Source organism: Ideonella sp. sgz306126, assembly GCF_056032705.1.
Genome location: NZ_JBVYWP010000001.1, coordinates 432,337 through 455,481 on the forward strand (window position 1 = coordinate 432,337; position 23,145 = coordinate 455,481).

Consider the following 23,145-nt stretch of genomic DNA (forward strand, 5'->3'; position numbering starts at 1 on the left):
AGACATCAGTTCGCCAGCCTCGACAGGTCGGCCACGCGGTTCATCGCCGCGTGCAGGCGGGCCAGCAGCGCCAGCCGATTGTGGCGCAGCGCCGCGTCGTCGGCATGGACCATCACGGCATCGAAGAAGACGTCCACCGGCGCCTTGAGCACGGCCAGCGCGCGCAGCGAGCCGGCGTAGTCGTGGGCGTCAAAGAGCGCGTCGGCCTCCGGCTGCACCGCGGCCAGCGCGGCGGCCAGCTGCTGCTCGGCGGGTTCCTTCAGCAACTCGGGCCGGACGCTGGGCGGCGCCTCGCCGTCCGCCTTCTTCAGGATGTTGGCCACCCGCTTGTTGGCGGCCGCCAGCGAGGCGGCCTCCGGCAGCGCGGCGAAGGCGCGGACCGCCTCCAGCCGGCGCGGCACGTCGCCCAGTCGCGCCGGCGCGAGCGCCAGCACCGCGTCGACCTCCTGCGCGCTGTAACCCTGATCGCGCAAGGAGACGGCCAGCCGGTCATGCAGGAAGGCCGCCAGCGCCGGGCGCGGGTCGGTGATCAACTCGCCGAACACCGGCACGGCGGCTGCCAGCAGCTCGGGCAACTCCAGCGACAGGTTCTTCTCGACCAGGATGCGGATCACGCCCAGCGCGTGGCGGCGCAGCGCGAACGGGTCCTTGTCGCCGGTGGGCAGCTGGCCGATGCCGAACAAGCCGACCAGGGTTTCGAGCTTGTCGGCCAGCGCCACCACCGTGCCGGTGTGGTTGCGCGGCAGCGCGTCGCCGGCGAAACGCGGCTTGTAATGGTCTTCGATCGCGATCGCGACGCCGTCGCGCAGGCCCTCATGGCGCGCGTAATAGCCGCCCATCACGCCTTGCAGTTCGGGGAACTCGCCGACCATGTCGGTCAACAGATCGGTCTTGGCCAGCGTGGCGGCTTCCTGCACCTTGCTGTCGAGCACGTCCAGCTCGTCGCGTGCCAGCACGGTGTAGGGCAGCACGGCCATGCGCAGTTGCTTGACGATCTCGTGGGCGATGCGCCGCACCCGCTCGCTGCGGTCGCCCTGCGTGCCCAGCTTGCCGTGGTAGACCACCTTGGCCAGGCCCGGCACGCGCTCGACCAGGCGCTTCTTGCGGTCCTGGTCGAAGAAGAACTTGGCGTCGGCCAGGCGCGGCCGCACCACGCGTTCGTTGCCGCCGATCACCGCGCTCGCATCGGCCGGGCGGATGTTGCTGACGATCAGGAACTGGTTCGTCAGCTTGCCGGCGGCGTCGAGCAGCGGGAAGTACTTCTGGTTGGCCTTCATCGTCAGGATCAGGCATTCCTGGGGCACGTCGAGGAAGGCCTTTTCGAACTGGCAGGCCAGCACGTTAGGACGCTCGACCAGGGCGGTCACTTCGTCGAGCAAGGCGACGTCGTCGATCGGCGTCAGGCCATGGGCGTCCGCCGCGGCCTGCAACTGGCGCTCGATCTCGGCGCGCCGGGCGTCGAAGCCGGCGATCACCGCCCCCTGCTCGCGCAGCTGCCGGTCATAGGTGTCGGCGCTCTCGATGCTGACCACCGGCACGCTGGCCTCGAAACGATGGCCCTGCGTCTCGCGGCCGGCCGTCAGGCCCAGGGCCTGCACGTGCACCACGTGCTCGCCATGCAGCGCGACCAGCCGGTGGGCCGGACGCACGAATTTCACATCGCCCCAGCCATCGCTCAGCTGGTAGGTCATCACCTTGGGGATCGGCAGCTTGGCCAGCGCCTCGTCGAGCGCCTTCTGCAGGCCCTCGGCCAGCGTTGCGCCGGGCACGAGGCTGTCGAGAAACAAGGCTTCGGCCTTGCCGTCGGGAGCGCGCTTGAGCTGCGGGATGGCCGAGGCATCGGCCCCCAGCGCCGCGAGCTTCTTCAGCAGCGCCGGCGTCGGCTGACCGTCCGCGCCGAGCGCCACGGCCACCGGCATCAGCTTTTGCTGCACTGCGCGGTCGGCCGCCTTGGCCGCCACGTGCGCCACGTGGACGGCGAGCCGGCGCGGCGAAGCGAAGGGGGTGACGGTCGCGTCGGCGGCCGCCAGACCCTGGGACTTCAGGCTGCCGGCCAGCGCGGCCGCAAAGGCGTCGCCCAGCTTCCTGAGCGCCCTGGGCGGCAGTTCCTCGACAAACAGTTCGACCAGCAGATTCGCGTTCATCTCGTTCATGCCGCCTCTTTCTTCGCGGCCTTGGCGGCCAGTTGGGCCGTGACCTCGTCGGCCCAGGATCTGGGCGCCATCGGGAAGCCCAGCCGGGCGCGGCTGTCCAGGTAGCTTTGCGCCACCGCCCGGGCCAGCGTGCGGATGCGGCCGATGTAGGCCGCCCGTTCGGTGACGCTGATCGCACCGCGTGCGTCGAGCAGGTTGAAGCTGTGGGCCGCCTTGAGCAGTTGCTCGTAGGCCGGCAGCGCCAGTTGCTGCGCCATCAGGTGCGTGCTCTGCTTCTCGTGCGCGCCGAACGCGTGCAGCAGGAACTCGACGTCGCTGTGCTCGAAGTTGTAGGTGCTCTGCTCGATCTCGTTCTGCAGGAACACGTCGCCGTATTTCAGGTCCGGCGCGCCGTTCTGGCCCTTGGCGTAAATCAGGTCGTAGACGTTCTCGACGCCCTGCAGGTACATCGCCAGGCGCTCCAGGCCGTAGGTGATCTCGCCGGTGATCGGCTTGCAGTCGATGCCGCCCACCTGTTGGAAGTAGGTGAACTGGGTCACCTCCATGCCGTTGAGCCAGACCTCCCAGCCCAGGCCCCAGGCGCCGAGCGTCGGGTTCTCCCAGTCGTCCTCGACGAAGCGAACGTCGTTCTTCTTCAGGTCGAAACCCAGCGCTTCGAGCGACCCGAGGTAGAGCTCCAGGATGTTGGCCGGGGCGGGCTTGAGCACCACCTGGTACTGGTAGTAGTGCTGAAGGCGATTCGGGTTCTGGCCGTAGCGGCCGTCCTTGGGCCGACGGCTGGGCTGCACGTAGGCGGCCTTCCAGGGCTCGGGGCCGATCGCACGCAGGAAGGTGGCGGTGTGGCTGGTGCCCGCGCCCACCTCCATGTCATAGGGTTGCAGCAGCGCGCAGCCCTGGGCGTCCCAGTAGTCCTGCAGGCGAAGAATGAGTTGCTGGAAGGTGAGCATGGGCGAAGGGCGGCAGGCTGGCAAGGCAGCGCAACAGGCGCCGGGGCTTGGGGCCGTCGCCAGGGTTCGGGCAAACCATGCATTCTACGGGCGCAGCCGGGATGGCGGCGCGTCCTCAGCGCCGCCTGGGGCCCCTCGGCAGCCCCAGGCCAAGGGCCAGCGCCACGCACCACAGCGGCCACAGGCGCCAGCGGCTGACCCAGCGGGCATAGGGGGTGGCGCCGATGCGGCCTTCGACGCTGACGTCCAGCGTGCCTCGGGTCTCCTGCGCCAGGCGGGCGATCACCCGCCCCTGGGCGTCCACCGCGGCGGTGGAGCCGGTGTTGGTGGCGCGCACCAGGGGGCGCTGGAACTCGAGTGCGCGCATGCGCGAGAACTGCAGGTCCTGATCCTGGATCATGTGGCGGCCGAACCAGGCGAGGTTGCTCGCGTTGACCAGCACCGTGGCCGCCTGCGGGCCGACCAGGCTGGTGGCGAAGTCCTCGCCAAACAGGTTTTCGTAGCAGATCAGCGGTCGCACGCGCTGGCCGGCGACCTCGAAAGAAGCCTCGTTGCGGCCGTTGGCCTGGTCGCCCAGCGGGATCTGCAGCAGGTCGACGAACCAGTGGAAGCCCCAGGGCACGTACTCGCCGAAGGGCAGCAGGTGGCGCTTGCCGTAGGCGTAATCGGGCGAGGCCGCCGGTGCCACGCCGACCATCGAGTTCACGTAACCCGCGTCGTCGTTGCCCAGGAAGGTGCCGATCAGCGCCGCCTGCCGGCCGCCCCGGAACGGCGCCGTCAGCTGCTGCCAGTAGCCGGCAGCGAGGTCATCGCGCGGCACCGGCAGCACCGACTCCGGGGTCACCACCAGGGTGCCGGTGGCGGCATGGAGCTGGGCGGCCAGCGCCTGCATGTTGGCGGCGATGCGGTCCGGGTCGAACTTGACGTCCTGGGGCACGTCGGGTTGCAGCAGGCTGATGCGCAACGAGCCGGCCGGGCGCGTGAACGCATCCGGGAGCCCATGCGCCAGCAACGGCCAGGCCAAGGCCAACAGCACCAACCCGCCGGCGCGCTCGCGCCGCAGCACCGCGGCCAGCGCCGCCGCACAGAGCGCCGCCACCGCCCCGATGCCGTAAACGCCCACCCAGGGCGCCAGCGCGGCCAGCGGGCCGTCGGTGTGGGCGTAGCCGGACGCGATCCACGGGAAGCCGGTGAACCACTGCGCACGCGCCAGTTCGGCCAGCAGCCAGCAGGCGGCAAAGCGCAGGCCGTCGGCCAGCGGCCGGCCGCAGCGGGTGCGCGCGTACCAGGCCATCGCGGCGGCCAGGTAGAGCGACAGGGCCGCCGCCAGCAGCAGCACCGCGGCACCGGACAGCAGGGCCGGCATCAGCCCGTAATCGTGCAGGCTGATGTAGAGCCACCACAGTCCCGAAACCAGCCAGCCGACGCCGAAGCACCAGCCCCGCCAGGCCGCCTGCCCGGGCGCGGCCTCGGCCAGCGCCCAGACCAGCGCCGCAACCGCGACGATCTGCAGCGGCCACAGGCCCAGCGGCGCGAACGACGCGGTGTGCAGCGCACCGGCCAGCGCCATGGCCCCGCCCGCGAGGACGCTGCTGCGGCGCGGCCAGCCGACCCGGGCGCGACTCACGAAGCGCCGTCGCCCACCTGGTCGGCAGGCACCGGCCGGACCCGGAACCAGCGCACCGCCCCGCCCCGGGTCAGCATCACCGTGAAGGCCAGCGGCCCGCATTCGACGGTCTCGCCGCGCCGCGGCACATGGCCCAGTCGATGGGCGATCAGGCCGCCGATGGTGTCGAAATCGGCCAGCGGCAACTGGGTGCCGAAGGCCTCGTTGACGGCCGAGATGTCGGCGTCGCCCGCCACCCGGTGGCTGCCATCGGCCAGGGTGTAGATGCCGCTCTCGGCGTCGGCGTCGTCGAACTCGTCTTCGATTTCGCCGACGATTTCCTCCAGCACGTCCTCGATCGTGAGCAACCCGGCGGTGGTGCCGAACTCGTCGATCACGATCGCCAGGTGGTTGCGGTTGGAGCGGAAATCGCGCAGCAACTCGTTCAGCCCCTTCGATTCGGGGACGAACACGGCCGGCCGCAGCAAGGTGCGCAGATTGAGCTCGGGCGAGCGCTGCAACTTCAGCAGATCCTTGGCCATCAGGATGCCGATGATGTTGTCCCGCCCGTCCTCGGTGACCGGAAAGCGCGAATGGCCGGTGCCGATCACCGTGGCCAGCAGCACGTCGTACGGCGCATCGATGTCGAGCACGTCCATGCGCGGCGCGGCGACCATCACGTCGCCGGCCACCTGGTCGGCCATGCGCAGCACACCTTCCAGCATCGCCCGCGACTGCGGCTCGATCACCTCGCGCTGCTCGGCCTCGGCCAGCGTGGCCAGCAATTCCGCCTTGGAATCGGGCCCGGGGGAAATGAACTCGACCACGCGCTCGAACAGGCTGCGTCGATCCGCGGCGGCAGCCACCGGACTGCGGTGGGCAGGGGGGCGGCCGCCTCGGGGCGGCCTGCCGGACTGGGGTTCGGACACGTCGGGGGTGCCTGCAGTGGAGAAGCGGCAAGAATACCCGATCCCCTTGACAGGGTATGCGGCTTGCACCAGAGTCGCGCCCCTGCACAGCGCCCGCCGCGCTGGCTGACTCAACCTTCGATCGGCAAGACCATGTCCAACGGCCTCATTCCCGCCACCATCCTCACCGGCTTCCTGGGCTCGGGCAAGACGACCCTGCTCAAGCGCGTGCTGACCGAGACGCACGGCCACAAGATCGCGGTCATCGAGAACGAATTCGGCGAGGAAAACATCGACAACGACATCCTGGTGGCCGACACCCAGGAGCAGGTGATCCAGATGAGCAACGGCTGCGTCTGCTGCACCATCCGCGAGGATCTGCGCGCCACGCTGGCCGATCTGGCGGCACGCCGGCGCAAGGGCGAGCTGGATTTCGAGCGCGTGGTGATCGAAACCACCGGCCTGGCCGATCCGGGCCCGGTGGCCCAGACCTTCTTCATGGACGATGAGGTCGCCGAAAGCTACCTGCTGGACTCGATCCTGACCCTGGTCGACGCCAAGCACGCGGACAGCCAGCTCGACACCCGCCAGGAAGCGCGCCGCCAGGTCGGGTTCGCCGACCAGATCTTCATCAGCAAGGCCGACCTGGTCGACGAAGCGTCGCTGCAGGCGCTGGGCCACCGGCTCAAGCACATGAACCCGCGTGCGCCGCAGCACCGGGTCCATTTCGGCGAGGTGCCCATCGCCAGCGTGTTCGACCTCAAGGGTTTCAACCTGAACGCCAAGCTCGACATCGACCCCGAGTTCCTGAATGCCGACGACGGCGGTCATCATGACCATGACCACGATCATGAACACGGCGAGCACTGCGACCACCCGCACCATCACCACCACGATGACGACGTCAAGTCGTTCGTGTTCCGCAGCGACAAGGCCTTGTCGCCTGCCAAGCTGGAAGATTTCCTGGGCGCCATCGTCCAGGTCTACGGCCCGAAGATGCTGCGCTACAAGGGCGTGCTGAACATGAAGGGCAGCGACCGCAAGGTCATCTTCCAGGGCGTGCACCAGTTGATGGGCAGCGACCTGGGCCCGAAGTGGGCGCCGGGCGAGCCCAAGCTCAGCAAGATGGTGTTCATCGGCATCGACCTGCCGCGCGAGATCCTGCTGCAAGGCCTTGAGGGCTGCATCGCCTGAGTCGCGCAGCAATCCATACCCGCCATGGCTACAATCCGCGCGCCCGACGTGGTGGCGACACCACAAGCCATCGTCGGACGGGGGTATAACGCCCCTCTACCGTGCGACGTGGTGAGGAGACCAACGTGAGCAAGACCCCGGCCAAGAGCGCGCCCCCCCCCGCCCCGGCGGCCACCAAGAAGGCCGCCGCGGCCCCCGTCAAAGCAGCCGCCAAGGCGGGCGTGACATCTGCCCCGGAAAAGGCGCCCAAGGCCGCCCCCGCCAGCAAGACGCCCACCCCGAGCAAGGCCGCGCCCACTAAAGTTGGCAGCCAGGCGGCCGCGGCACCGGCGCCCACGCCGTCCACCGCCAGCTTTGCCGACCGTTTTTCCCCCCCGAAGCCCTCGACCCGGACCTATCCCGAACCCATGAATGCACTGAAGCCCGCCGCCAAGGCGGACCCGAAGCTCGCCAATGCCTGGAAGACCAAGGCCGGCCGCGACCTGACCGAGGCCGAACTGCTGGCCATGCCGGACGCCGAGTACATGAACGAGAAGCAGCTGGAGTTCTTCCGCGCCCGGCTGCAGGCCTTGAAGGACGATCTGCTGTCCAACGCCGGTGAAACCACCGAGCACCTGCGCGAGGACACCTCGATCGTTCCCGACCCGGCGGACCGTGCCACGATCGAAGAAGAGCATGCGCTGGAGCTGCGCACCCGGGATCGCGAGCGCAAGCTGCTGAAGAAGATTTCGCAATCGATCACCCGCATCGACGCCGGTGATTACGGCTTCTGCGACGAAACCGGCGAACCGATCGGACTCGGTCGCCTGCTGGCCCGCCCCACGGCGACCTTGTCGCTCGAAGCCCAGCAAAGGCGCGAACTCAAGCAGAAGATGTTCGGCGACTGAGTCGTCGGACCCGTCCACACCGGCCTCCCCCGCCACCGACCCGCAGTACCCCATGGCCACCGGAAATGAAGGCGACGGCGTCCTGCGCCGCATGGTCAAGCTGGTGGCCCAACCGGCGCGCGAGTTGATCGGCAGCGGCGCGGCCGACAGCCGCGCCAGCCAGTTCGCCGACGCCGAGAAGGCCGAATTGAAGGCGATGATCGAGCGCAAGCGGCGCAACGACTTCGTCCGCAAACGCGAACTCAACATGCTGCGCCGCATCCGGCGCGAAGGCCTGACGCCCGAGCAGGCGGCCGGACTGGAGGCCTCGTCGGCCCTGGACGACTCAGACGTCCGCGCCACCCAGCCTCCCGGCCCGGGCGACAGCGGCGTGAAGGCCAAGATCGATGCCATCGAACGCCAGATGGTCGGAGGCAGCCCCTATGCGACGCCGGCAGGGGCCCGTGCGGCGGCGGCCCAACCGCCCGCCAAGCGGGTCGCACCGCCGTCGCGGCCGGGGCTGCTCGCGGCGGTCAGCCGGCGCGTCGGGCTGGCAACGGGCGACGCCGCCACCGTCCCGGCCGACATGAACAGCGAAGCCTTCGACGAGGGCACGCGGCCGATGCTGATGATGCCCAGGGAGGCCGCCTCTCCGCGCGGCACGGCCACGGTGCCGCCGACCCTCACCGATCCGGTTCCGGCCACGCTCGCCCAGGCGCTGCCAGCGCCGCCGCCGCCGCTGGCCTCGGTCGAAGTCTCGGAAGCCGTTCACGATCATGAACTGGACGAGGCGGTGATCGCCTTCGCCAACGCCGACTTCATCCACAGCGAGCGCGCGCTGGTGAATCTCGTCGCGCCGCAAGGCGCCCGCCACCCGCATCAGGAAACCTGGCTGACGCTGTTCGACCTGTATCGCGCCACCGGCCAGCAGCCGCGTTTCGAGGCGCTGGCCACCGAGTACCGGCAATGCTTCCAGACCTCGCCGCCGCAGTGGTATTCGCTGCCTCGCCTGGTGGCCGAAGCCACCTCCGGCGGGGTCGGGCGGGCGGCGCAGGGAAGCGAGGTCGGCTGGATCTGCCCGGCCCGGCTGGACGCCGAGGCTGTCACCGGGCTGGTGTCGCAGACCCTGCAGCTGCCGCTGCCGTGGGTGCTGGACTGGACCGCGCTCCAGGACATCGAGGCGGACGCCGTCAACCAGTTGCGCAACCAGTTGCGGCAGTGGGCGGGACAAGCGCTGGAGATGCGCTGGCTGGCCTCGGACCGGCTGTTCGCCGTGCTGCAGGACAGCGCCCCGGTCGGTGTGCGTGACGCCGACCCGGGCTACTGGCTGGCCCGCCTGGAAGCGCTGCGCCTGATCAATCGCCCGGACCAGTTCGATGAAGCGGCGATCGACTACTGCGTCACCTACGAGGTCTCCCCCCCCAGCTGGGAGCCGACCCGCTGCGTCGCGCGCGTGGGCGGCTCCGCGGCCAACACGCGGGCGGCCGCGCTCTCGGTGATCGGCGAGGCCACGACCACGGTGCACGGCAGCGGCGCGGACACGGTCGGCCTGACGATCACGTCGCTCGAGTTGTCGGGGCAGTTGTCGGGCGACATATCGCCCGTGCTCGGCGCGCTCGATGGCAAGCTGGGCGGTGCGCCGCTGGTCCGGATCAACTGCGCGCTGCTGATCCGGGTGGACTTCATCGCCGCCGGCGACCTGCTGAACTGGATCATTGCCCGCCAGGGCGAAGGCCGGCACATCAGCTTCGTCGACGTTCACCGGCTGGTGGCGCTGATGTTCGGCGCCATGGGCATCACCGAGCACGCGCCGGTACACCTGCGCCAGGCCTGAACGCAGCGCCGGACGCGCGCCGGCGACCCGGTACGCATCAGGTCGCCCACCTCCGCGGCAGCGCCGTCCGACACCCCTGCGCCGGGCCGGCCGCCGCGACCAACGCACAATCTCCCCAGGACAACCTCGAGACAGCATGGATTCTTACCACGGCACGACCATCCTCAGCGTGCGCCGGCAGACGGCCGCCGGCTGGCAGGTGGCCCTGGGCGGCGACGGCCAGGTCACGTTAGGGCATATCGTCGTCAAGGCCAGCGCGCGCAAGGTGCGCAAGCTGCACCACGACAAGGTGCTGGCGGGCTTTGCCGGCGCCACGGCCGACGCGTTCACGCTGTTCGAGCGCTTCGAGGCCAAGCTGGAAAAGCACTCCGGCCACCTGGTGCGCGCCGCCATCGAGCTGACGCGCGACTGGCGTACCGACAAGGTGCTGCGCAATCTGGAGGCGATGCTGGCGGTGGCCGATCGCGAGGCGTCGCTGATCATCACCGGCAACGGCGATGTGCTGGAGCCCGAATACGGCCTGGTGGCGATCGGCTCGGGCGGCGCCTATGCCCAGGCCGCGGCGCGTGCGCTGCTGGCCCACACCGAACTGGGGGCGGCGGAGATCGTCAAGAAATCGCTGGAGATTGCCGGCGACATCTGCATCTACACCAACCAGCACCACACCATCGAGACACTGGATTGACCACCATGAGCCTCACTCCCCGGGAAACCGTCTCCGAACTCGACCGCCACATCGTCGGCCAGCAGGATGCAAAACGGGCCGTGGCGATCGCGTTGCGCAACCGCTGGCGGCGCCAGCAGGTCGACGAGAAGCTGCGGTCGGAGATCACGCCCAAGAACATCCTGATGATCGGCCCCACCGGCGTGGGCAAGACCGAGATCGCGCGCCGCCTGGCGCAACTGGCCGATGCCCCGTTCATCAAGGTCGAGGCCACCAAGTTCACCGAGGTCGGCTACGTCGGCAAGGACGTCGACACCATCGTGCGCGACCTGATCGAGGTGGCCGTCAAGCAGGAGCGCGACGCCGCGCTGAAGCGCTCGCGCCTGCGCGCCGAAGACGCGGCGGAGGACCGGGTGCTGGACATCCTGGTCCCGCCGCCGCGGAGCGCGGTCGCCGACAGCGGCCTGTCGGCGACCGCACCGGACAACACCGCCCGCCAGGTGATGCGAAAGCGGCTGCGCGAAGGCAGCCTGAACGACAAGGAGATCGAGCTCGAGCTGGCCGAGCCCAAGGCCAGCGTCGACATCGTCACCCCGCCGGGCATGGAGGACATGGCCGATCAGCTCAAGGGCTTGTTCTCGCAGCTGGGCGGCGGCAAGAAGACGAGCCGCAAGCTGACGATCGCCGATGCGCTCAAGGCGCTGACCGACGAGGAAGCGGCCAAGCTGGTCAACGAGGACGAGATCCGCCAGCGGGCGGTCCACAACGCCGAGCAGAACGGCATCGTCTTCATCGACGAGATCGACAAGGTCGCGACCCGCGCCAGTGCCCAGGGCGCCGATGTCTCGCGCCAGGGCGTGCAGCGCGATCTGTTGCCGCTGGTGGAGGGCACCACGGTGCAGACCAAACACGGCATGGTCAAGACCGACCACATGCTGTTCATCGCGTCGGGCGCCTTCCATCTGGCCAAGCCCAGCGACCTGATTCCCGAGCTGCAGGGACGATTTCCGATCCGCGTCGAGTTGCAGCCGCTGAGCGTGGACGATTTCGAGGCCATTCTGGCCAGCACCCACGCCAACCTGATCCGGCAGTACCAGGCCTTGCTGGCCACCGAGGGGGTGTCGCTGGACATTCCCGCCGACGGCGTGCGCCGGCTGGCCGAGGTGGCGTTCGAGGTCAACGAGCGCACCGAGAACATCGGCGCGCGGCGGCTGGCCACGGTGATGGAGCGGTTGCTCGACGAGATCAGCTTCGACGCACCGGCGCTCGCCGGCCAGACCGTCACGCTGGACGCGGCCGCGGTGTCGGCCAAACTCGGTGCGCTGGCCCGCAACGAGGACTTGTCACGCTACATCCTGTGAGCTCTCGCGGCCGGTCAGCGTGACCCGGTTGCGGCCCGCGCTCTTGGCACGGTAGAGGGCCTCGTCGGCTTGCCTCAGGGCCAGGTCGGGTGGCATGCCAGGATGCAGGACGGCCACCCCGACGCTGGCGGTCAGCGGCTGGCTCTGGCCCTGGTGTTCGAACCGGTCGCCGGCCAGCATGGCGCGGAACCGCTCGGCCACCTGGACCGCCTCGTCGGCATGGGTGGCCGGCAGCAGGATCGCGAACTCCTCGCCGCCGACCCGTGCCACGACGTCGTAGGGCCGCACGGTGGCCTGCGCGACGCGAGCCACCCGTTCCAGTGCCCGGTCGCCGCCCTCGTGCCCCAACCGGTCGTTGACCTGCTTGAAATGGTCGATGTCGACCATGGCCACGGCCAGGGTCTGCCCGCTGCGGCCGGCGCGGCTGGCCTCGGTGGCCAGCATCTGCATGAAATGGCGCCGATTGGGCAGGCCGGTCAGCACATCGGTCGCTGCCAGCCGCTGAAGGTGGCGCTCGTTGTCGGCCGAGGCCAGCTCGGTCAGAAAGCCCATCAGCACCGCGGTCAGCCCGCAGGACAGCATGATCGACAAGGTGATCGCCTCGACCCACCGCGGGCTCAGGCTCGCCAGGGCCGGGTGCGGCGGCCAGCCCAGCGCCTCGAACGCCGCGTACAGCAGCAGATTGGCCGCCACGCAGACCAGTTGGCTGCGCAACTGCTCGATCGCGAACAGCGTGGGCGTCAACACCGCAAAGACGATGAAGTACAGGTGGACGTGGGTGACGGTCCCCTGGCCCGCGACGATCGCCGCCACGGCGTCCACCATCACGACCGCGAACAGGCACCAGCGGGCCCAGAGAATTTGGCGCCGGTGGTTCAGCCACCAGACCATCGGCAACAGCGCGGCAAAGGCCAGCTGGGCCAGGCCGGACCGCATCAACGCCGCGTTGCCGCTGACCAGGAAGGCCAGGTTGTAGGCCAGGATGATCAGGATCGCCAGCGCGGCGCCGGCGTTGACCTGAACCAGCTTGCGTCGCAGGCTGGCGCTGTCTTCGGGCCGCGCGCCCACCCGGATCCAGGACCAGAGGTGGCGCAGCGAATCGAGTTCGAGCGGATCGGGACGTGTGAAGGTCATCGGGAACACGGCGCAGCGGACGGCCATGACGCCCATCTTTGGTGCAGCATACGCGACCGTGGCGGGGTGACGAATCCGGCAGGCGATCAAAACCCCCCAAAGCGCGCAGCCGTCCACGATTGATAGTTGTCAAACAGGCCCTGCCTGCATTCGATAGCCTGCGCCGATGTCACGCTGGACCCTCGACACGCATACCTTTGTCCGCCGTCCTTCACGCTGGGGCCTGGCGTTGGCGCCGCGCGACGGTCACGCCGCCGTCCAGGCCGAGCGGCGCTGGCGCTGGCCGGTGCTGATCGCGCTGCTGGTGACCATTCCGGCGTTTTACGCCGAGATGCTGCAAGCCACCCCGTCGCGGTGGGCGAGCGCCGCTTACCTGGCGGGTGCGCTGGCGGTGCTGGCCGCACTGCTGCATGTGGCCAGCCAGACCCGGGGGCCGGTCGACCATGTGATGGCCAACCGGACCGACATCATCCTGGCGGTCGGCCTCGTCGGCGCCGCGCTGCTGCCGCCCAGCCAGTCCTGGCCGCTCGCACTGGACTTCCGTCTGCTGGTGGCCTTCCTGACGCTGTTGCGCATGGTCTGGTCGCTGCAGCACCTGATCACCCGCGGCGGCCTGGCGTACATGCTGCTCGTCGCCCTGGGGGTGCTGGGCGCGTGCGGACTGGGGTTCTGGTGGCTGGAGCCCAGCGCCCACACCTTCGCGGACGGCGTCTGGCTGGCCTTCACCACGGCCGCCACCGTCGGCTACGGCGACTTGGTGCCCACCACCCAGGCGTCGAAGATCTTCTCGGTCTTCGTGGTGCTGCTGGGCTATGGCGTGCTGTCGCTGGTCACCGCCGCCATCGCGACCAGCTGGGTCGAAACCGAGGAGCGCCGGATCGAGGTCGAAATCCTGCACGATGTCCGCCACGAGGTGGCCTCGGTGCGGCACGAACTGGCGGCGCTGCGCCGCGAGCTCGGCAGGCCGCTGGCGGACACCGCACCGACGCCGCAGGGCCTACCGACCCCGCCCGAGTCGCCGTCGCCGCCGCCGCAAGGCTGATCCGGCTACAGCGCGAGCCGGTGCGCCTGCACCTGAAGCAGGCCGTCGAAGATCAGCGTCTCGACCAGTTCATGCGCCACGTCCAGGTACGGCGCCACCTTCCAGCCGGCGCCGCCGGTCATCAGCACCAGCGGCGACTCGCCGCCGCTGCGCTCCATCAGGTGGCGGCGCATGCGCTCGATGGCGCCGGTGATCGCATAGGTGCCGCCGCTGGTCAGCGCGTCGGAGGTGTTGGCCGGAAACGGCATCACCTCGCCGGTCGGCACGCGCAGCCCGGCGGTGCCGCTTTCCAGCGCGCGCAACATGATGCCGTGGCCCGGCAGGATCAGGCCGCCCAGGAAATGCCCCTGACGGTCGATCGCGTCCACGGTCACCGCGGTGCCGATCATCACCACCAGCGCCGGCCGGGCCGGCCCCCGCGCCGTCACGTGGCCACGCGCGCCGATCATCGCCACCCAGCGATCGGCACCCAGGCGGGCCGGATGGTCGTAGCCGTTGATGACCCCGCCTTCGCGGGCGGTGGACACGACCCAGCGCGGGGTCAGGTCCCAGAGCTCCAACTGCTCCTCGACACGGCGCCGGACCGCCTCGCCGGCCACCACGCAGCCCAGCATGCTGGCGGGCGGCGTCAGCGCGCGCCAGTCCTTCTCGGCCAGCTCGTCGATGGTCTCCAGAAACACGGCGCCATGGGCGAGCAACGCGGCGCCGGGCTGCGGCGAGGCGTACTGGGCCCACTTGAGGCGGGTGTTGCCGATGTCGATCGCCATGAAACTCATGGACAGCGAGCGTAACAGCGAGCACCGCCCCGCCACACCCCCCGGGGAAAACACCAAGGCCGCGACGTCCGGCGCAGCAGGCCCGCCGGACACGAGGGGTGGCATCATGCGAAGATTGACGTTGACGTAAACGTCAACCAAGTTCCGGATGATCTCCTGCCCGCACCATGACCGACCTTTCCGCTGAATTCAAGGCGCTGGCCGCCTACCGCCCGAAGCACAAGGTGCGATTCGTCACCGCGGCAAGCCTGTTCGACGGCCACGACGCCGCGATCAACATCATGCGACGCATCCTGCAAGGCATGGGCGCCGAGGTGATCCACCTGGGCCACAACCGCTCGGTCGACGAGGTGGTGACCGCCGCGCTGCAGGAGGACGTGCAGGGCATCGCCGTCAGCAGCTACCAGGGTGGCCACACCGAATACTTCGGCTACATGGTCGAGTTGCTGCGGGCGCGCGGCGGCGAGCACATCCAGGTCTTCGGCGGCGGCGGCGGCGTGATCGTGCCGCAGGAAATCCGCGCGCTGGCCGACAAGCAGGTGCGCATTTACAGCCCCGAAGACGGCCAGCGCATGGGCCTGCAGGGCATGATCGGCGAGATGGTGATGCGTTGCGACCGCAGCCTGTCGGCCTACGCGCCCACCACCCTCGCGGCCCTCCAGGGTCAGACCGAGGCGGCGTGGCGCGAGCACCCTGAAAAACAATGGCGTGCCTTGGCCCAGCTCATCACGGCGCTGGAGAACGGCGACGCCGACCCGGCCCTGGTGGACGCCGTGCGGGCCGCGGCCGCGACCCGCCGCGTGCCGGTGCTGGGCATCACCGGCACCGGCGGCGCCGGCAAGTCTTCATTGACCGACGAACTGATCCGTCGCCTGCGTCTGGACCAGGACGACACGCTGCGCATGGCCGTCATCAGCATCGATCCGTCCCGCCGCAAGAGCGGGGGCGCGCTGCTGGGCGACCGCATCCGCATGAACGCCATCGGCCCGTGGCGCAGCGGTGCCCGCGTGTACATGCGCTCGCTGGCCACGCGCGACACCGGCAGCGAGATTTCCGCCGCCCTGCCCGACGTGCTGGCCGCCTGCAAGGCCGCGGGCTTCGACCTGATCATCGTCGAGACCTCGGGCATCGGCCAGGGCGACGCGGCCATCGTGCCCCACGTCGACGTGCCGCTGTACGTGATGACCCCCGAATTCGGCGCCGCCAGCCAGCTCGAGAAGATCGACATGCTGGACTTTGCCGAGTTCGTCGCGATCAACAAGTTCGACCGCAAGGGCGCCGCCGACGCGCTGCGCGACGTCGCCAAGCAGGTGCAACGCAATCGCGAGGCTTTCGGCGTTCCCGCCGACCAGATGCCGGTCTACGGCACCATGGCCAGCCGGTTCAATGACGACGGTGTCACGGCGTTGTACCAGGCCCTGAAAACCCGCCTCGGGGAACTGGGCCTGAAGACGGGCGACGGCAGACTGCCGCGCGTGGCCACCCGCCACAGCACCCACCAGACCCCGGTGGTGCCGGGCGCCCGCGTCCGCTACCTGGCCGAGATCGCCGACACGGTACGCGGCTACAAGGCCCGCGCCCGCGTGCAGGCCGGGCTGGCGCGCGAGATCCAGCAATTGCGCGCGTCGAGCCGCATGCTGTTCGAGGCCATCCCCGACAAGCACCGTGCCCGCGACGCGCTGGAGGAACAGGCCCAGCGGCGCGAGGCCCTGCTGGACGCCGATGCGAAAAAGCTGCTGAATCAGTGGCCGGAGATGGTCAAGGCCTACGCAGGCAGCGAATACGTGGTGAAGATCCGCGACAAGGAGATCCGCACCGCGCTGACCCACACCACGCTCAGCGGCAACACCATCCGCAAGGTCGCGCTGCCCAAGTACTACGACCACGGCGAGATCCTGCAGTGGCTGATGCTGGACAACGTGCCCGGCAGCTACCCGTATACCGCCGGCACCTTCGCGTTCAAGCGCGAGGGCGAGGATCCGACCCGCATGTTCGCCGGCGAGGGCGACGCCTTCCGCACCAACCGGCGCTTCAAGCTGGTCAGCGAGGGCATGCCGGCCAAGCGCCTCTCCACCGCCTTCGATTCGGTCACGCTGTACGGCAACGACCCCGATCCGCGACCCGACATCTACGGCAAGGTGGGCAACTCCGGCGTCAGCATCGCCACGCTGGACGACTTGAAGGTGCTGTACGGCGGCTTCGACCTGTGCAGCCCCAGCACCTCGGTCAGCATGACCATCAACGGCCCGGCACCGACGATCCTGGCGATGTTCATGAACACCGCGATCGACCAGCAACTGGCCAAGTTCGAGGCCGACAACGGCCGCGAGCCCACCGACACCGAGGCCGCCAAGATCAAGTCCTGGGTGCTGGCCAATGTGCGCGGCACGGTGCAGGCCGACATCCTGAAGGAAGACCAGGGCCAGAACACCTGCATCTTCTCGACCGAGTTCTCGCTGAAGGTGATGGGTGACATCGCCGAGTACTTCGTGCACCACGACGTGCGCAACTTCTACTCGGTGTCGATCAGCGGCTATCACATCGCCGAAGCCGGCGCCAACCCGATCAGCCAGCTGGCCTTCACGCTCTCCAACGGCTTCACCTTCGTCGAGGCCTATCTGGCGCGTGGCATGCACATCGACGACTTCGCGCCGAACCTGAGCTTCTTCTTCAGCAACGGCATGGACCCCGAGTACACCGTGCTGGGCCGCGTCGCGCGCCGCATCTGGGCGGTGGCGATGAAGGAGAAGTACGGCGCCAACGAGCGCAGCCAGAAGCTCAAGTACCACATCCAGACCAGCGGCCGCAGCCTGCACGCGCAGGAGATCCAGTTCAACGACATCCGCACCACGCTGCAGGCGCTGATCGCGATCTACGACAACTGCAACTCGCTGCACACCAACGCCTTCGACGAGGCCATCACCACCCCGACCGAAGACAGCGTGCGCCGCGCGATGGCGATCCAGCTGATCATCAACCGCGAATGGGGCTTGGCGAAGAACGAGAACCCGAACCAGGGCGCCTTCATCATCGACGAGCTGACCGAACTCGTGGAAGAGGCGGTGCTGGCCGAGTTCGAGAAGATCGCCGAGCGCGGCGGCGTGCTGGGCGCGATGGAGACCGGCTACCAGCGCAGCAAGATCCAGGAAGAGAGCATGCACTACGAGATGCTCAAGCACACCGGCGAGTACCCCATCATCGGCGTCAACACCTTCCGCTCGCCGCATGGCGACCCGGTGCCGCAGCACATCGAGCTGGCGCGCAGCACCGAGGAGGAAAAGCAGTCGCAGCTGACGCGACTGGCCGACTTCCATGCCCGCCACGCCGACGTCGCGCCGGCCATGCTGGCCCGGCTGCAGCAGGCGGTGATGGACAACACCAACGTCTTCGAGGTGCTGATGGACGCCGTGCGTTGCTGCTCGCTGGGGCAGATCACCCACGCGCTGTTCGAGGTGGGCGGGCAGTACCGGCGCAGCATGTGAGCCGACGCCGGTCGCCCAGCGTCAGCGGATGGGCGCCACCAGCGCGAACATCGCGCCCTGCGGGTCGATGGCGTTGACGATCCAGCTGCCGCCGGGCACCTGCATCGGGCCGTTGACCACCTGTCCGCCGCCCGCCTTGACGCGCCCGACCGCGGCGTCGATGGCCGCGACATTCACATAGAACAGCCAGAACGGCTGCGGCACCTCCGGTCGCTTGGTCATCATGCCGCCGACGGGCTGCGCACCGGCCGCGAAGAGCTGGTAGGTGCCCATCGGTCCCATGTCCAACGCCTCGGCCTCGGTCCAGCCGAATTGATCGCGATAGAACGGCCAGACGCCCGCCAGGTCGCCGGCATGCAGTTCGTGCCAGCCCACGGTGCCGGCGGCGCCGAACGGCAAGGACGGCGGCGCGTCCATGTCGGCCTTGAACAGACAGAACACCGCGCCCTGCGGATCGGCGACGACGGCGAACCGGCCGACGCCCGGAATGTCCTCCGGCGCCTTGTGCACCCGTCCCCCCGCCTGGCGCACGCGCTCCGACTGGTCATCGACATCGGCCACCGCCACGTAGCCCACCCAGCCCGGGCGCGCACCGGCGGCGCGCATCTCGTCGGTCAGGGCCATCAGGCCGGCGACCGGCGTGTCGCCCGCCGACAGCAAGGTGTAGCCCCTGCCAGGCATGCCGGCATCGGCCGCCTGCCAGCCCACCACCTGGGTGTAGAACGCGGTGCCGGCACCAGCGTCGGCGGTCATCAACTCGTACCAGACGAAGGGACAGGCAGCAGCGGACATGGCATCACTCCAAGGCAAGCCCGGACCGGGCGAAGGTGAACGATAGGCCGGGCAAGCCGAGCCTGGCAAGAGGACATCCCTAGCGAGCGCCGCCGCTGGCGGCGCCACCGCCGACCGCGGCGCGCCAACTTGTGGCCTAATTCGGGCCTCGCGTATTTTTCTCCCGCACACCGGAGCCATCATGGGCAACAAGATCGTCACCGAGGCCGACCGCAAGGCCACCCCCCGTCCCGCCGCCCCCACCGGCGTCGCGTTCACCGCCCCCCATGGCCAGAAGGTCAGCCTGGAGCGCGGCTCGCACACCCGCAGCAAGAAGAACCCGGGCAAGCGCGCCAAGAGCGGCGGCTGATCCCTTTTGCAGGCCGTCACCGGGGCCGGTGACGGTGGCCCTCAAGGCGGCCGGGTCGGCGATCCGGCCGCCTTGCTGTTTCTGAGACGCCCGCCGCCATGCTCCGCATCACCGAACTGCGCCTGCCGCTGAACCATGCCGAGGACGCCCTGCGCGCGGCGATTCTGGCTCGGCTGGGTCTCAAGGACCACGAGCTCAAGGCTTTCACGATCTTCAAGCGGGCCTACGACGCACGCAAGAAGACCGCGATCCTGCTGATCTACACGGTCGATTGCGATCTGGCCGATGAAGCCGCAGTGCTGCAGCGCTGCGGTGCGGACCCGCAGGTGCGGCCCAGCCCCGACACGAACTACCGCCTGGTGGGCCAGGCCCCGGCCGATTTCTACGCCAGCGGCGAGCGCCTGCGCCCGGTGGTGGTGGGCTTCGGCCCCTGCGGCATCCTGGCCGCCCTGGTGCTGGCCCAGATGGGCTTGAAGCCGATCGTGCTGGAACGCGGCAAGGCCGTGCGCGAACGCACCAAGGACACCTGGGCGCTGTGGCGCCACGGCGTGCTGAATCCGGCGTCCAACGTGCAGTTCGGCGAAGGCGGTGCCGGCACCTTCAGCGACGGCAAGCTGTGGAGCCAGATCTCCGACCCGCGCCACCTGACGCGCAAGGTGCTGACCGAGTTCGTCAAGGCCGGCGCGCCGGAGGAGATCCTGTTCGTCAGCAAGCCGCACATCGGCACGTTCAGGCTGGTCGGCATGGTCGAGAAGATCCGCGCCGAGATCGTGTCGCTGGGCGGCGAAGTCCGCTTCGAGCAGCAGGCGGTCGATCTCCTGATCGAGCCCGACGCGCAAGGCCAGGCCCGGGTGCGTGGCCTGACCCTGGCCTCCGGCGAGCAGCTGCGCACCGATCAGGTGGTGCTGGCCCTGGGCCACAGCGCGCGCGACACCTTCGAGATGCTTCACGCGCGCGGCGTGCAGATGCAGGCCAAGCCGTTCTCGATCGGCTACCGCATCGAGCATCCGCAAAGCCTGATCGACCAGGCCCGCTTCGGCCCGAATGCCGGCCATCCGCTGCTGGGGGCGGCCGACTACAAGCTGGTGCACCACGCCAAGAACGGCCGCTCGGTCTACAGCTTCTGCATGTGCCCCGGCGGCACGGTGGTGGCCGCGACCTCGGAGCTGAACCGCGTGGTCACCAACGGCATGAGCCAGTATTCACGCAACGAGCGCAATGCCAATGCCGGCATCGTCGTCGGCATCTCGCCCGAGGACTACCGGCGCGACCCCGGTGGCAGCGGCCCGGTCAACCCGCTCGATGGCATGGCCTTCCAGCGCCTGTGGGAGTCGCGTGCCTACGAACTGGGCGGTGGCGGCTACGTGGCGCCGGGGCAACTGGTGGGGGACTTCATCAAGCGCCAGCGCGGACCGGCGCGCGGTTTCGGCAGCGTGCTGCCGTCCTACACGCCCGGGGTGCACCTGACCGACCTCGCCGCCCCGGGCCGCGGCAGTTTGCCCGACTACGCGCTGGACGCTATCCGCGAGGCCTTGCCGGCCTTCGAGCGGCAGATCAAGGGCTTCTCGATGGCCGATGCCGTGCTGACCGGTGTCGAAACCCGGACCTCCTCGCCGCTGCGCATCACCCGCGGTCGCGATTTCCAGAGCCTGAGCGTGCGCGGCCTGTACCCCGCGGGCGAAGGTGCAGGCTACGCGGGCGGCATCATGTCGGCCGGGGTCGACGGCATCGAGGTCGCCGAAGCGCTAGGCGCGGCGCTGCTGGCTCGCTGAATCGGACCGTGCCCCGGCCCTGCGGCCAGCCAGACGCCAGACGCCAGACGCCAGACGCCAGACGCCAGACGCCAGACGCCAGACGCCGGTGCCGGTGCCGAGCGGCGACATGCCAGCACGCCACAATGGCGAACTCCCCCTGGAAGGATGCCGCCATCATGTCCCCCGCCCGCCGCCGCTCGCCCGGTTCTGAACGTCCCCCGGCCCGCCGAGCCCCCCGGGAGACCAGGATCGACCTCGCCCTGCAAGGGGGAGGCTCTCACGGCGCGTTCACCTGGGGCGTGCTGGACGCGCTGCTGGAAGACGGCCGGTTGACGCCCGACGGCGTCTCGGGCACCAGCGCCGGCGCCATGAACGCCGCTGTGCTTGCGACCGGCTACGCCCGGGGCGGTGCGCCGGCCGCCCGCGCCGCCCTGGCCGCCTTCTGGGGCGATGTGGGTGGCGCCCCCGGTTGCATGCGCCACCCTTCGGTCGCCAGCGGCGGCGCGATGCCGGCCTGGATGGCCAACCGCGACGCCTGGCCCGGCTACGCCTTGTGGGAATCGTGGCTGCAGCTGTGGAGCCCGTACCAGAGCAATCCCTTCAACCTGAACCCGCTGCGCGACATCGTCGAGCGCCACGTCGATCTGCAGGCCCTGCGCCACGGGCCGCTCAAGCTGTTCCTCACCGCGACCTCGGTGCGCACCGGTCAGCCACGCGTGTTCCAGGGCCACGACCTGAGCGTCGACGCGCTGATGGCCTCGGCCTGCCTGCCGCAGTCCTGCCAGGCGGTGGTGATCGATGGCGAACCGTTCTGGGACGGCGGCTTTGCCGGCAATCCCTCGCTGTGGCCGCTGATCTATGGGACCGCCACCCACGACCTGCTGCTGGTGCAGATCAACCCCTTGGTGCGCGAGGAACTGCCCACCACGGCGGTGGCGATCGCCGACCGTCTCAACGAGATCACCTTCAACGCCAGCCTGGTGGCGGAAATGCGCGCGATCGCGTTCGTGCAGAAATTGATGCGCGAGCAGCGGGTCGATCCCAGCCACTACAAGAACCTGCGCCTGCACCGGGTGGCCGACGAAGCCGGGTTGGCGCCGTTCGACGCATCGAGCAAGCTCAATACCGAGCCGCAATTTCTGAAGACCCTGTTCACGCTGGGCAGGGCAGCCGGCCAGCGCTGGCTGGCGTCCCATGTGGACGACGTCGGCCATCGCGGCACGATCGATCCGGCCGAGGCCTACCTGGCCGAGCGCTGAACCGGCCACAAGGCCGGCGTCCCGGTCGCCGCGGCGACGCCGCCCCGCGGTCGTGGCGGCGTCGCCCGGGGCGCGCTCAGTCGCGCGCCTGGACGTCCAGCGGCTGGTGCGGATGCGCCAGCACCTGCTCGACCCGTTCGCCCCAGTCGCCATCGCGCGACCGCCGCAACGCGTCCTCGCGCTCGCGCACCAGGGCCTGAAATGCCTGCGAACCCTTGTCGGGCCAGCGGTCGGTGGCCCGCCGCTGATCGCCCTGGAAGTGCTCTTCGACGCGGCGCACCACCGCATGGTAGATCTGCGAGACCCGCGACGGCGTCACGTTCATCGATTGCGCCAGCTCGATCGGGGTCAGGCCGATGCCGAGGTAGGCATCGATCACCCGGCGTTCGCGCTCCGGCAGTTCGGCGAAAAAGGCCTCCAGCCGGCGCAACACGATGCCGGTGTCGACGCGGGCCTCCACCTCCTCGTGCGGCGTCGAGGGGTGAAAGGCATGCGGGTGCTCATCGTCCTCGTTCAGGCTGGCCTGCTGGCGACCGAGCTGGTCGGCCTGCAGCAACGCGCCGATCTCCTCGGCCGGCAGATCGGTCGCGCGCGCGAGTTCGAGCAGGCCGGGCTCGCGGTTGCCGGACTGGCGCAGCCGCTCGCGGGCGATCTGGATCACCTTGATCTTGCGCCGCTCGCCACGGGTCAGAAAGTCCATCTGCCGCAATTCGTCCAGCATCGCTCCCTTGACCCGCATCCGGGCGTAGCGGATGAACGCCTCCTGGGCTTCGGGGGTGTCGCGGTCGCCGTCCCACTCGAAGCTGACCGCCGCCTGGGCCACCGCGATCAGGCCGACCTGGATCAGATCGGCGCGCTCGACGTTGGCCGGCAGGTGACGCACCAGCGCCTGGGCCTGCTGTCGGACCCAGGACTGGTTCCGCGCAATCAGCACCGAGGGCACGCCGTCCATGGAAATCATGCCGCGATGATAGGCATGATCGATGTCAGGCAAAGGCCCTTCTAGACCCGCCATCACGGACGA

At 69.4% G+C, this 23,145-nt stretch carries 18 protein-coding genes; 10 read left to right on the forward strand and 8 right to left on the reverse strand.

The genetic code is table 11. The features are described 5' to 3' along the window. Window positions 1–5 precede the first annotated feature (5 nt). The 4 genes from glyS to AC0N04_RS02020 form a co-directional block, all read right to left on the reverse strand. Window positions 6–2,144 (reverse strand): glycine--tRNA ligase subunit beta, encoded by a 2,139-nt coding sequence (gene glyS, locus AC0N04_RS02005; RefSeq protein WP_474279042.1) that lies wholly within the window; start codon window positions 2,142–2,144, stop codon window positions 6–8. 5 nt (window positions 2,145–2,149) lie between these two features. Continuing rightward, window positions 2,150–3,100: a glycine--tRNA ligase subunit alpha gene (gene glyQ, locus AC0N04_RS02010; protein ID WP_474278090.1), complete on the reverse strand. Its 951-nt coding sequence runs from the start codon at window positions 3,098–3,100 to the stop codon at window positions 2,150–2,152. Window positions 3,101–3,215: 115 nt separating this feature from the next. Further along, window positions 3,216–4,727 carry an apolipoprotein N-acyltransferase gene (lnt, locus tag AC0N04_RS02015; RefSeq protein ID WP_474278092.1) on the reverse strand — a complete coding sequence of 504 codons (1,512 nt, stop codon included), beginning with the start codon at window positions 4,725–4,727 and terminating at the stop codon, window positions 3,216–3,218. Next, entirely contained in the window at window positions 4,724–5,635 is a 912-nt protein-coding gene (locus AC0N04_RS02020) for an HlyC/CorC family transporter (protein ID WP_474278094.1), read from the reverse strand. The genes lnt and AC0N04_RS02020 overlap by 4 nt, the downstream gene beginning before the upstream one ends. A gap of 132 nt (window positions 5,636–5,767) precedes the next feature. Between AC0N04_RS02020 and AC0N04_RS02025 the strand changes: the two genes are divergently transcribed. The 5 genes from AC0N04_RS02025 (at window position 5,768) to hslU (ending at window position 11,533) form a co-directional block, all read left to right on the forward strand. Further along, complete coding sequence (locus tag AC0N04_RS02025; protein WP_474278096.1) at window positions 5,768–6,808, forward strand: CobW family GTP-binding protein; 1,041 nt, start codon at window positions 5,768–5,770, stop codon at window positions 6,806–6,808. Between the two features lie 125 nt (window positions 6,809–6,933). Beyond that, on the forward strand, window positions 6,934–7,695 hold the full coding sequence (gene dksA / locus AC0N04_RS02030; RefSeq protein ID WP_474278098.1) for an RNA polymerase-binding protein DksA: 762 nt from the start codon (window positions 6,934–6,936) through the stop codon (window positions 7,693–7,695). Between the two features lie 52 nt (window positions 7,696–7,747). Beyond that, a complete protein-coding gene (locus AC0N04_RS02035; protein WP_474278100.1) occupies window positions 7,748–9,508 on the forward strand; it encodes an STAS domain-containing protein in 1,761 nt (586 codons plus the stop codon). 136 nt (window positions 9,509–9,644) lie between these two features. Further along, window positions 9,645–10,193, forward strand: coding sequence for an ATP-dependent protease subunit HslV (hslV, locus tag AC0N04_RS02040; RefSeq protein ID WP_474278102.1), 549 nt, complete (start codon window positions 9,645–9,647; stop codon window positions 10,191–10,193). A 5-nt stretch (window positions 10,194–10,198) separates the two neighbouring features. Beyond that, window positions 10,199–11,533, forward strand: a complete 1,335-nt coding sequence (hslU, locus tag AC0N04_RS02045; protein WP_474278104.1) for an ATP-dependent protease ATPase subunit HslU — start codon at window positions 10,199–10,201, stop codon at window positions 11,531–11,533. On the opposite strand, the gene AC0N04_RS02050 is transcribed toward hslU, so the two are convergent. Then, entirely contained in the window at window positions 11,516–12,667 is a 1,152-nt protein-coding gene (locus tag AC0N04_RS02050) for a GGDEF domain-containing protein (protein ID WP_474278106.1), read from the reverse strand. The genes hslU and AC0N04_RS02050 overlap by 18 nt on opposite strands. 166 nt (window positions 12,668–12,833) lie before the next feature. Between AC0N04_RS02050 and AC0N04_RS02055 the strand changes: the two genes are divergently transcribed. Continuing rightward, window positions 12,834–13,709, forward strand: a complete 876-nt coding sequence (locus tag AC0N04_RS02055) for a potassium channel family protein (protein ID WP_474278108.1) — start codon at window positions 12,834–12,836, stop codon at window positions 13,707–13,709. Window positions 13,710–13,714: 5 nt separating this feature from the next. On the opposite strand, the gene AC0N04_RS02060 is transcribed toward AC0N04_RS02055, so the two are convergent. Beyond that, window positions 13,715–14,485 (reverse strand): type III pantothenate kinase, encoded by a 771-nt coding sequence (locus AC0N04_RS02060; RefSeq protein WP_474278110.1) that lies wholly within the window; start codon window positions 14,483–14,485, stop codon window positions 13,715–13,717. Window positions 14,486–14,652: 167 nt separating this feature from the next. Between AC0N04_RS02060 and icmF the strand changes: the two genes are divergently transcribed. Then, window positions 14,653–17,967, forward strand: coding sequence for a fused isobutyryl-CoA mutase/GTPase IcmF (gene icmF / locus AC0N04_RS02065; RefSeq protein ID WP_474278112.1), 3,315 nt, complete (start codon window positions 14,653–14,655; stop codon window positions 17,965–17,967). A gap of 21 nt (window positions 17,968–17,988) precedes the next feature. Here icmF and AC0N04_RS02070 read toward each other — a convergent pair whose 3' ends face one another. Continuing rightward, a complete protein-coding gene (locus AC0N04_RS02070; protein WP_474278114.1) occupies window positions 17,989–18,759 on the reverse strand; it encodes a VOC family protein in 771 nt (256 codons plus the stop codon). A gap of 181 nt (window positions 18,760–18,940) precedes the next feature. On the opposite strand from AC0N04_RS02070, the gene AC0N04_RS02075 reads away from it, so the two are divergent. The 3 genes from AC0N04_RS02075 to AC0N04_RS02085 all read left to right on the forward strand — a co-directional run bounded on the left by AC0N04_RS02075 (window position 18,941) and on the right by AC0N04_RS02085 (window position 22,121). Then, window positions 18,941–19,108: a hypothetical protein gene (locus AC0N04_RS02075; RefSeq protein ID WP_474278116.1), complete on the forward strand. Its 168-nt coding sequence runs from the start codon at window positions 18,941–18,943 to the stop codon at window positions 19,106–19,108. A 98-nt stretch (window positions 19,109–19,206) separates the two neighbouring features. Continuing rightward, the gene (locus AC0N04_RS02080) at window positions 19,207–20,880 is read left to right on the forward strand and encodes an NAD(P)/FAD-dependent oxidoreductase (protein WP_474278118.1); all 1,674 of its coding nucleotides are present in this window, start codon (window positions 19,207–19,209) and stop codon (window positions 20,878–20,880) included. 158 nt (window positions 20,881–21,038) lie between these two features. Beyond that, window positions 21,039–22,121 (forward strand): patatin-like phospholipase family protein, encoded by a 1,083-nt coding sequence (locus AC0N04_RS02085; RefSeq protein ID WP_474278120.1) that lies wholly within the window; start codon window positions 21,039–21,041, stop codon window positions 22,119–22,121. A gap of 76 nt (window positions 22,122–22,197) precedes the next feature. Here the strand turns inward: AC0N04_RS02085 and AC0N04_RS02090 are convergent, their stop codons facing one another. Beyond that, entirely contained in the window at window positions 22,198–23,082 is an 885-nt protein-coding gene (locus AC0N04_RS02090) for a sigma-70 family RNA polymerase sigma factor (RefSeq protein WP_474278122.1), read from the reverse strand. Window positions 23,083–23,145 lie beyond the last annotated feature (63 nt).

Excerpts from the sequence above, each read along its gene's own strand:
- glyS (WP_474279042.1), bottom strand. The coding sequence starts at position 2,144 with ATGAACGCGAATCTGCTGGTCGAACTGTTTGTCGAGGAACTGCCGCCC.
- glyQ (WP_474278090.1), bottom strand. The coding sequence starts at position 3,100 with ATGCTCACCTTCCAGCAACTCATTCTTCGCCTGCAGGACTACTGGGAC.
- AC0N04_RS02025 (WP_474278096.1), top strand. The coding sequence starts at position 5,768 with ATGTCCAACGGCCTCATTCCCGCCACCATCCTCACCGGCTTCCTGGGC.
- AC0N04_RS02035 (WP_474278100.1), top strand. The coding sequence starts at position 7,748 with ATGGCCACCGGAAATGAAGGCGACGGCGTCCTGCGCCGCATGGTCAAG.
- hslV (WP_474278102.1), top strand. The coding sequence starts at position 9,645 with ATGGATTCTTACCACGGCACGACCATCCTCAGCGTGCGCCGGCAGACG.
- hslU (WP_474278104.1), top strand. The coding sequence starts at position 10,199 with ATGAGCCTCACTCCCCGGGAAACCGTCTCCGAACTCGACCGCCACATC.
- AC0N04_RS02050 (WP_474278106.1), bottom strand. The coding sequence starts at position 12,667 with ATGACCTTCACACGTCCCGATCCGCTCGAACTCGATTCGCTGCGCCAC.
- AC0N04_RS02055 (WP_474278108.1), top strand. The coding sequence starts at position 12,834 with ATGTCACGCTGGACCCTCGACACGCATACCTTTGTCCGCCGTCCTTCA.
- AC0N04_RS02060 (WP_474278110.1), bottom strand. The coding sequence starts at position 14,485 with ATGAGTTTCATGGCGATCGACATCGGCAACACCCGCCTCAAGTGGGCC.
- icmF (WP_474278112.1), top strand. The coding sequence starts at position 14,653 with ATGACCGACCTTTCCGCTGAATTCAAGGCGCTGGCCGCCTACCGCCCG.
- AC0N04_RS02070 (WP_474278114.1), bottom strand. The coding sequence starts at position 18,759 with ATGTCCGCTGCTGCCTGTCCCTTCGTCTGGTACGAGTTGATGACCGCC.
- AC0N04_RS02075 (WP_474278116.1), top strand. The coding sequence starts at position 18,941 with ATGGGCAACAAGATCGTCACCGAGGCCGACCGCAAGGCCACCCCCCGT.
- AC0N04_RS02080 (WP_474278118.1), top strand. The coding sequence starts at position 19,207 with ATGCTCCGCATCACCGAACTGCGCCTGCCGCTGAACCATGCCGAGGAC.
- AC0N04_RS02085 (WP_474278120.1), top strand. The coding sequence starts at position 21,039 with ATGTCCCCCGCCCGCCGCCGCTCGCCCGGTTCTGAACGTCCCCCGGCC.
- AC0N04_RS02090 (WP_474278122.1), bottom strand. The coding sequence starts at position 23,082 with ATGATTTCCATGGACGGCGTGCCCTCGGTGCTGATTGCGCGGAACCAG.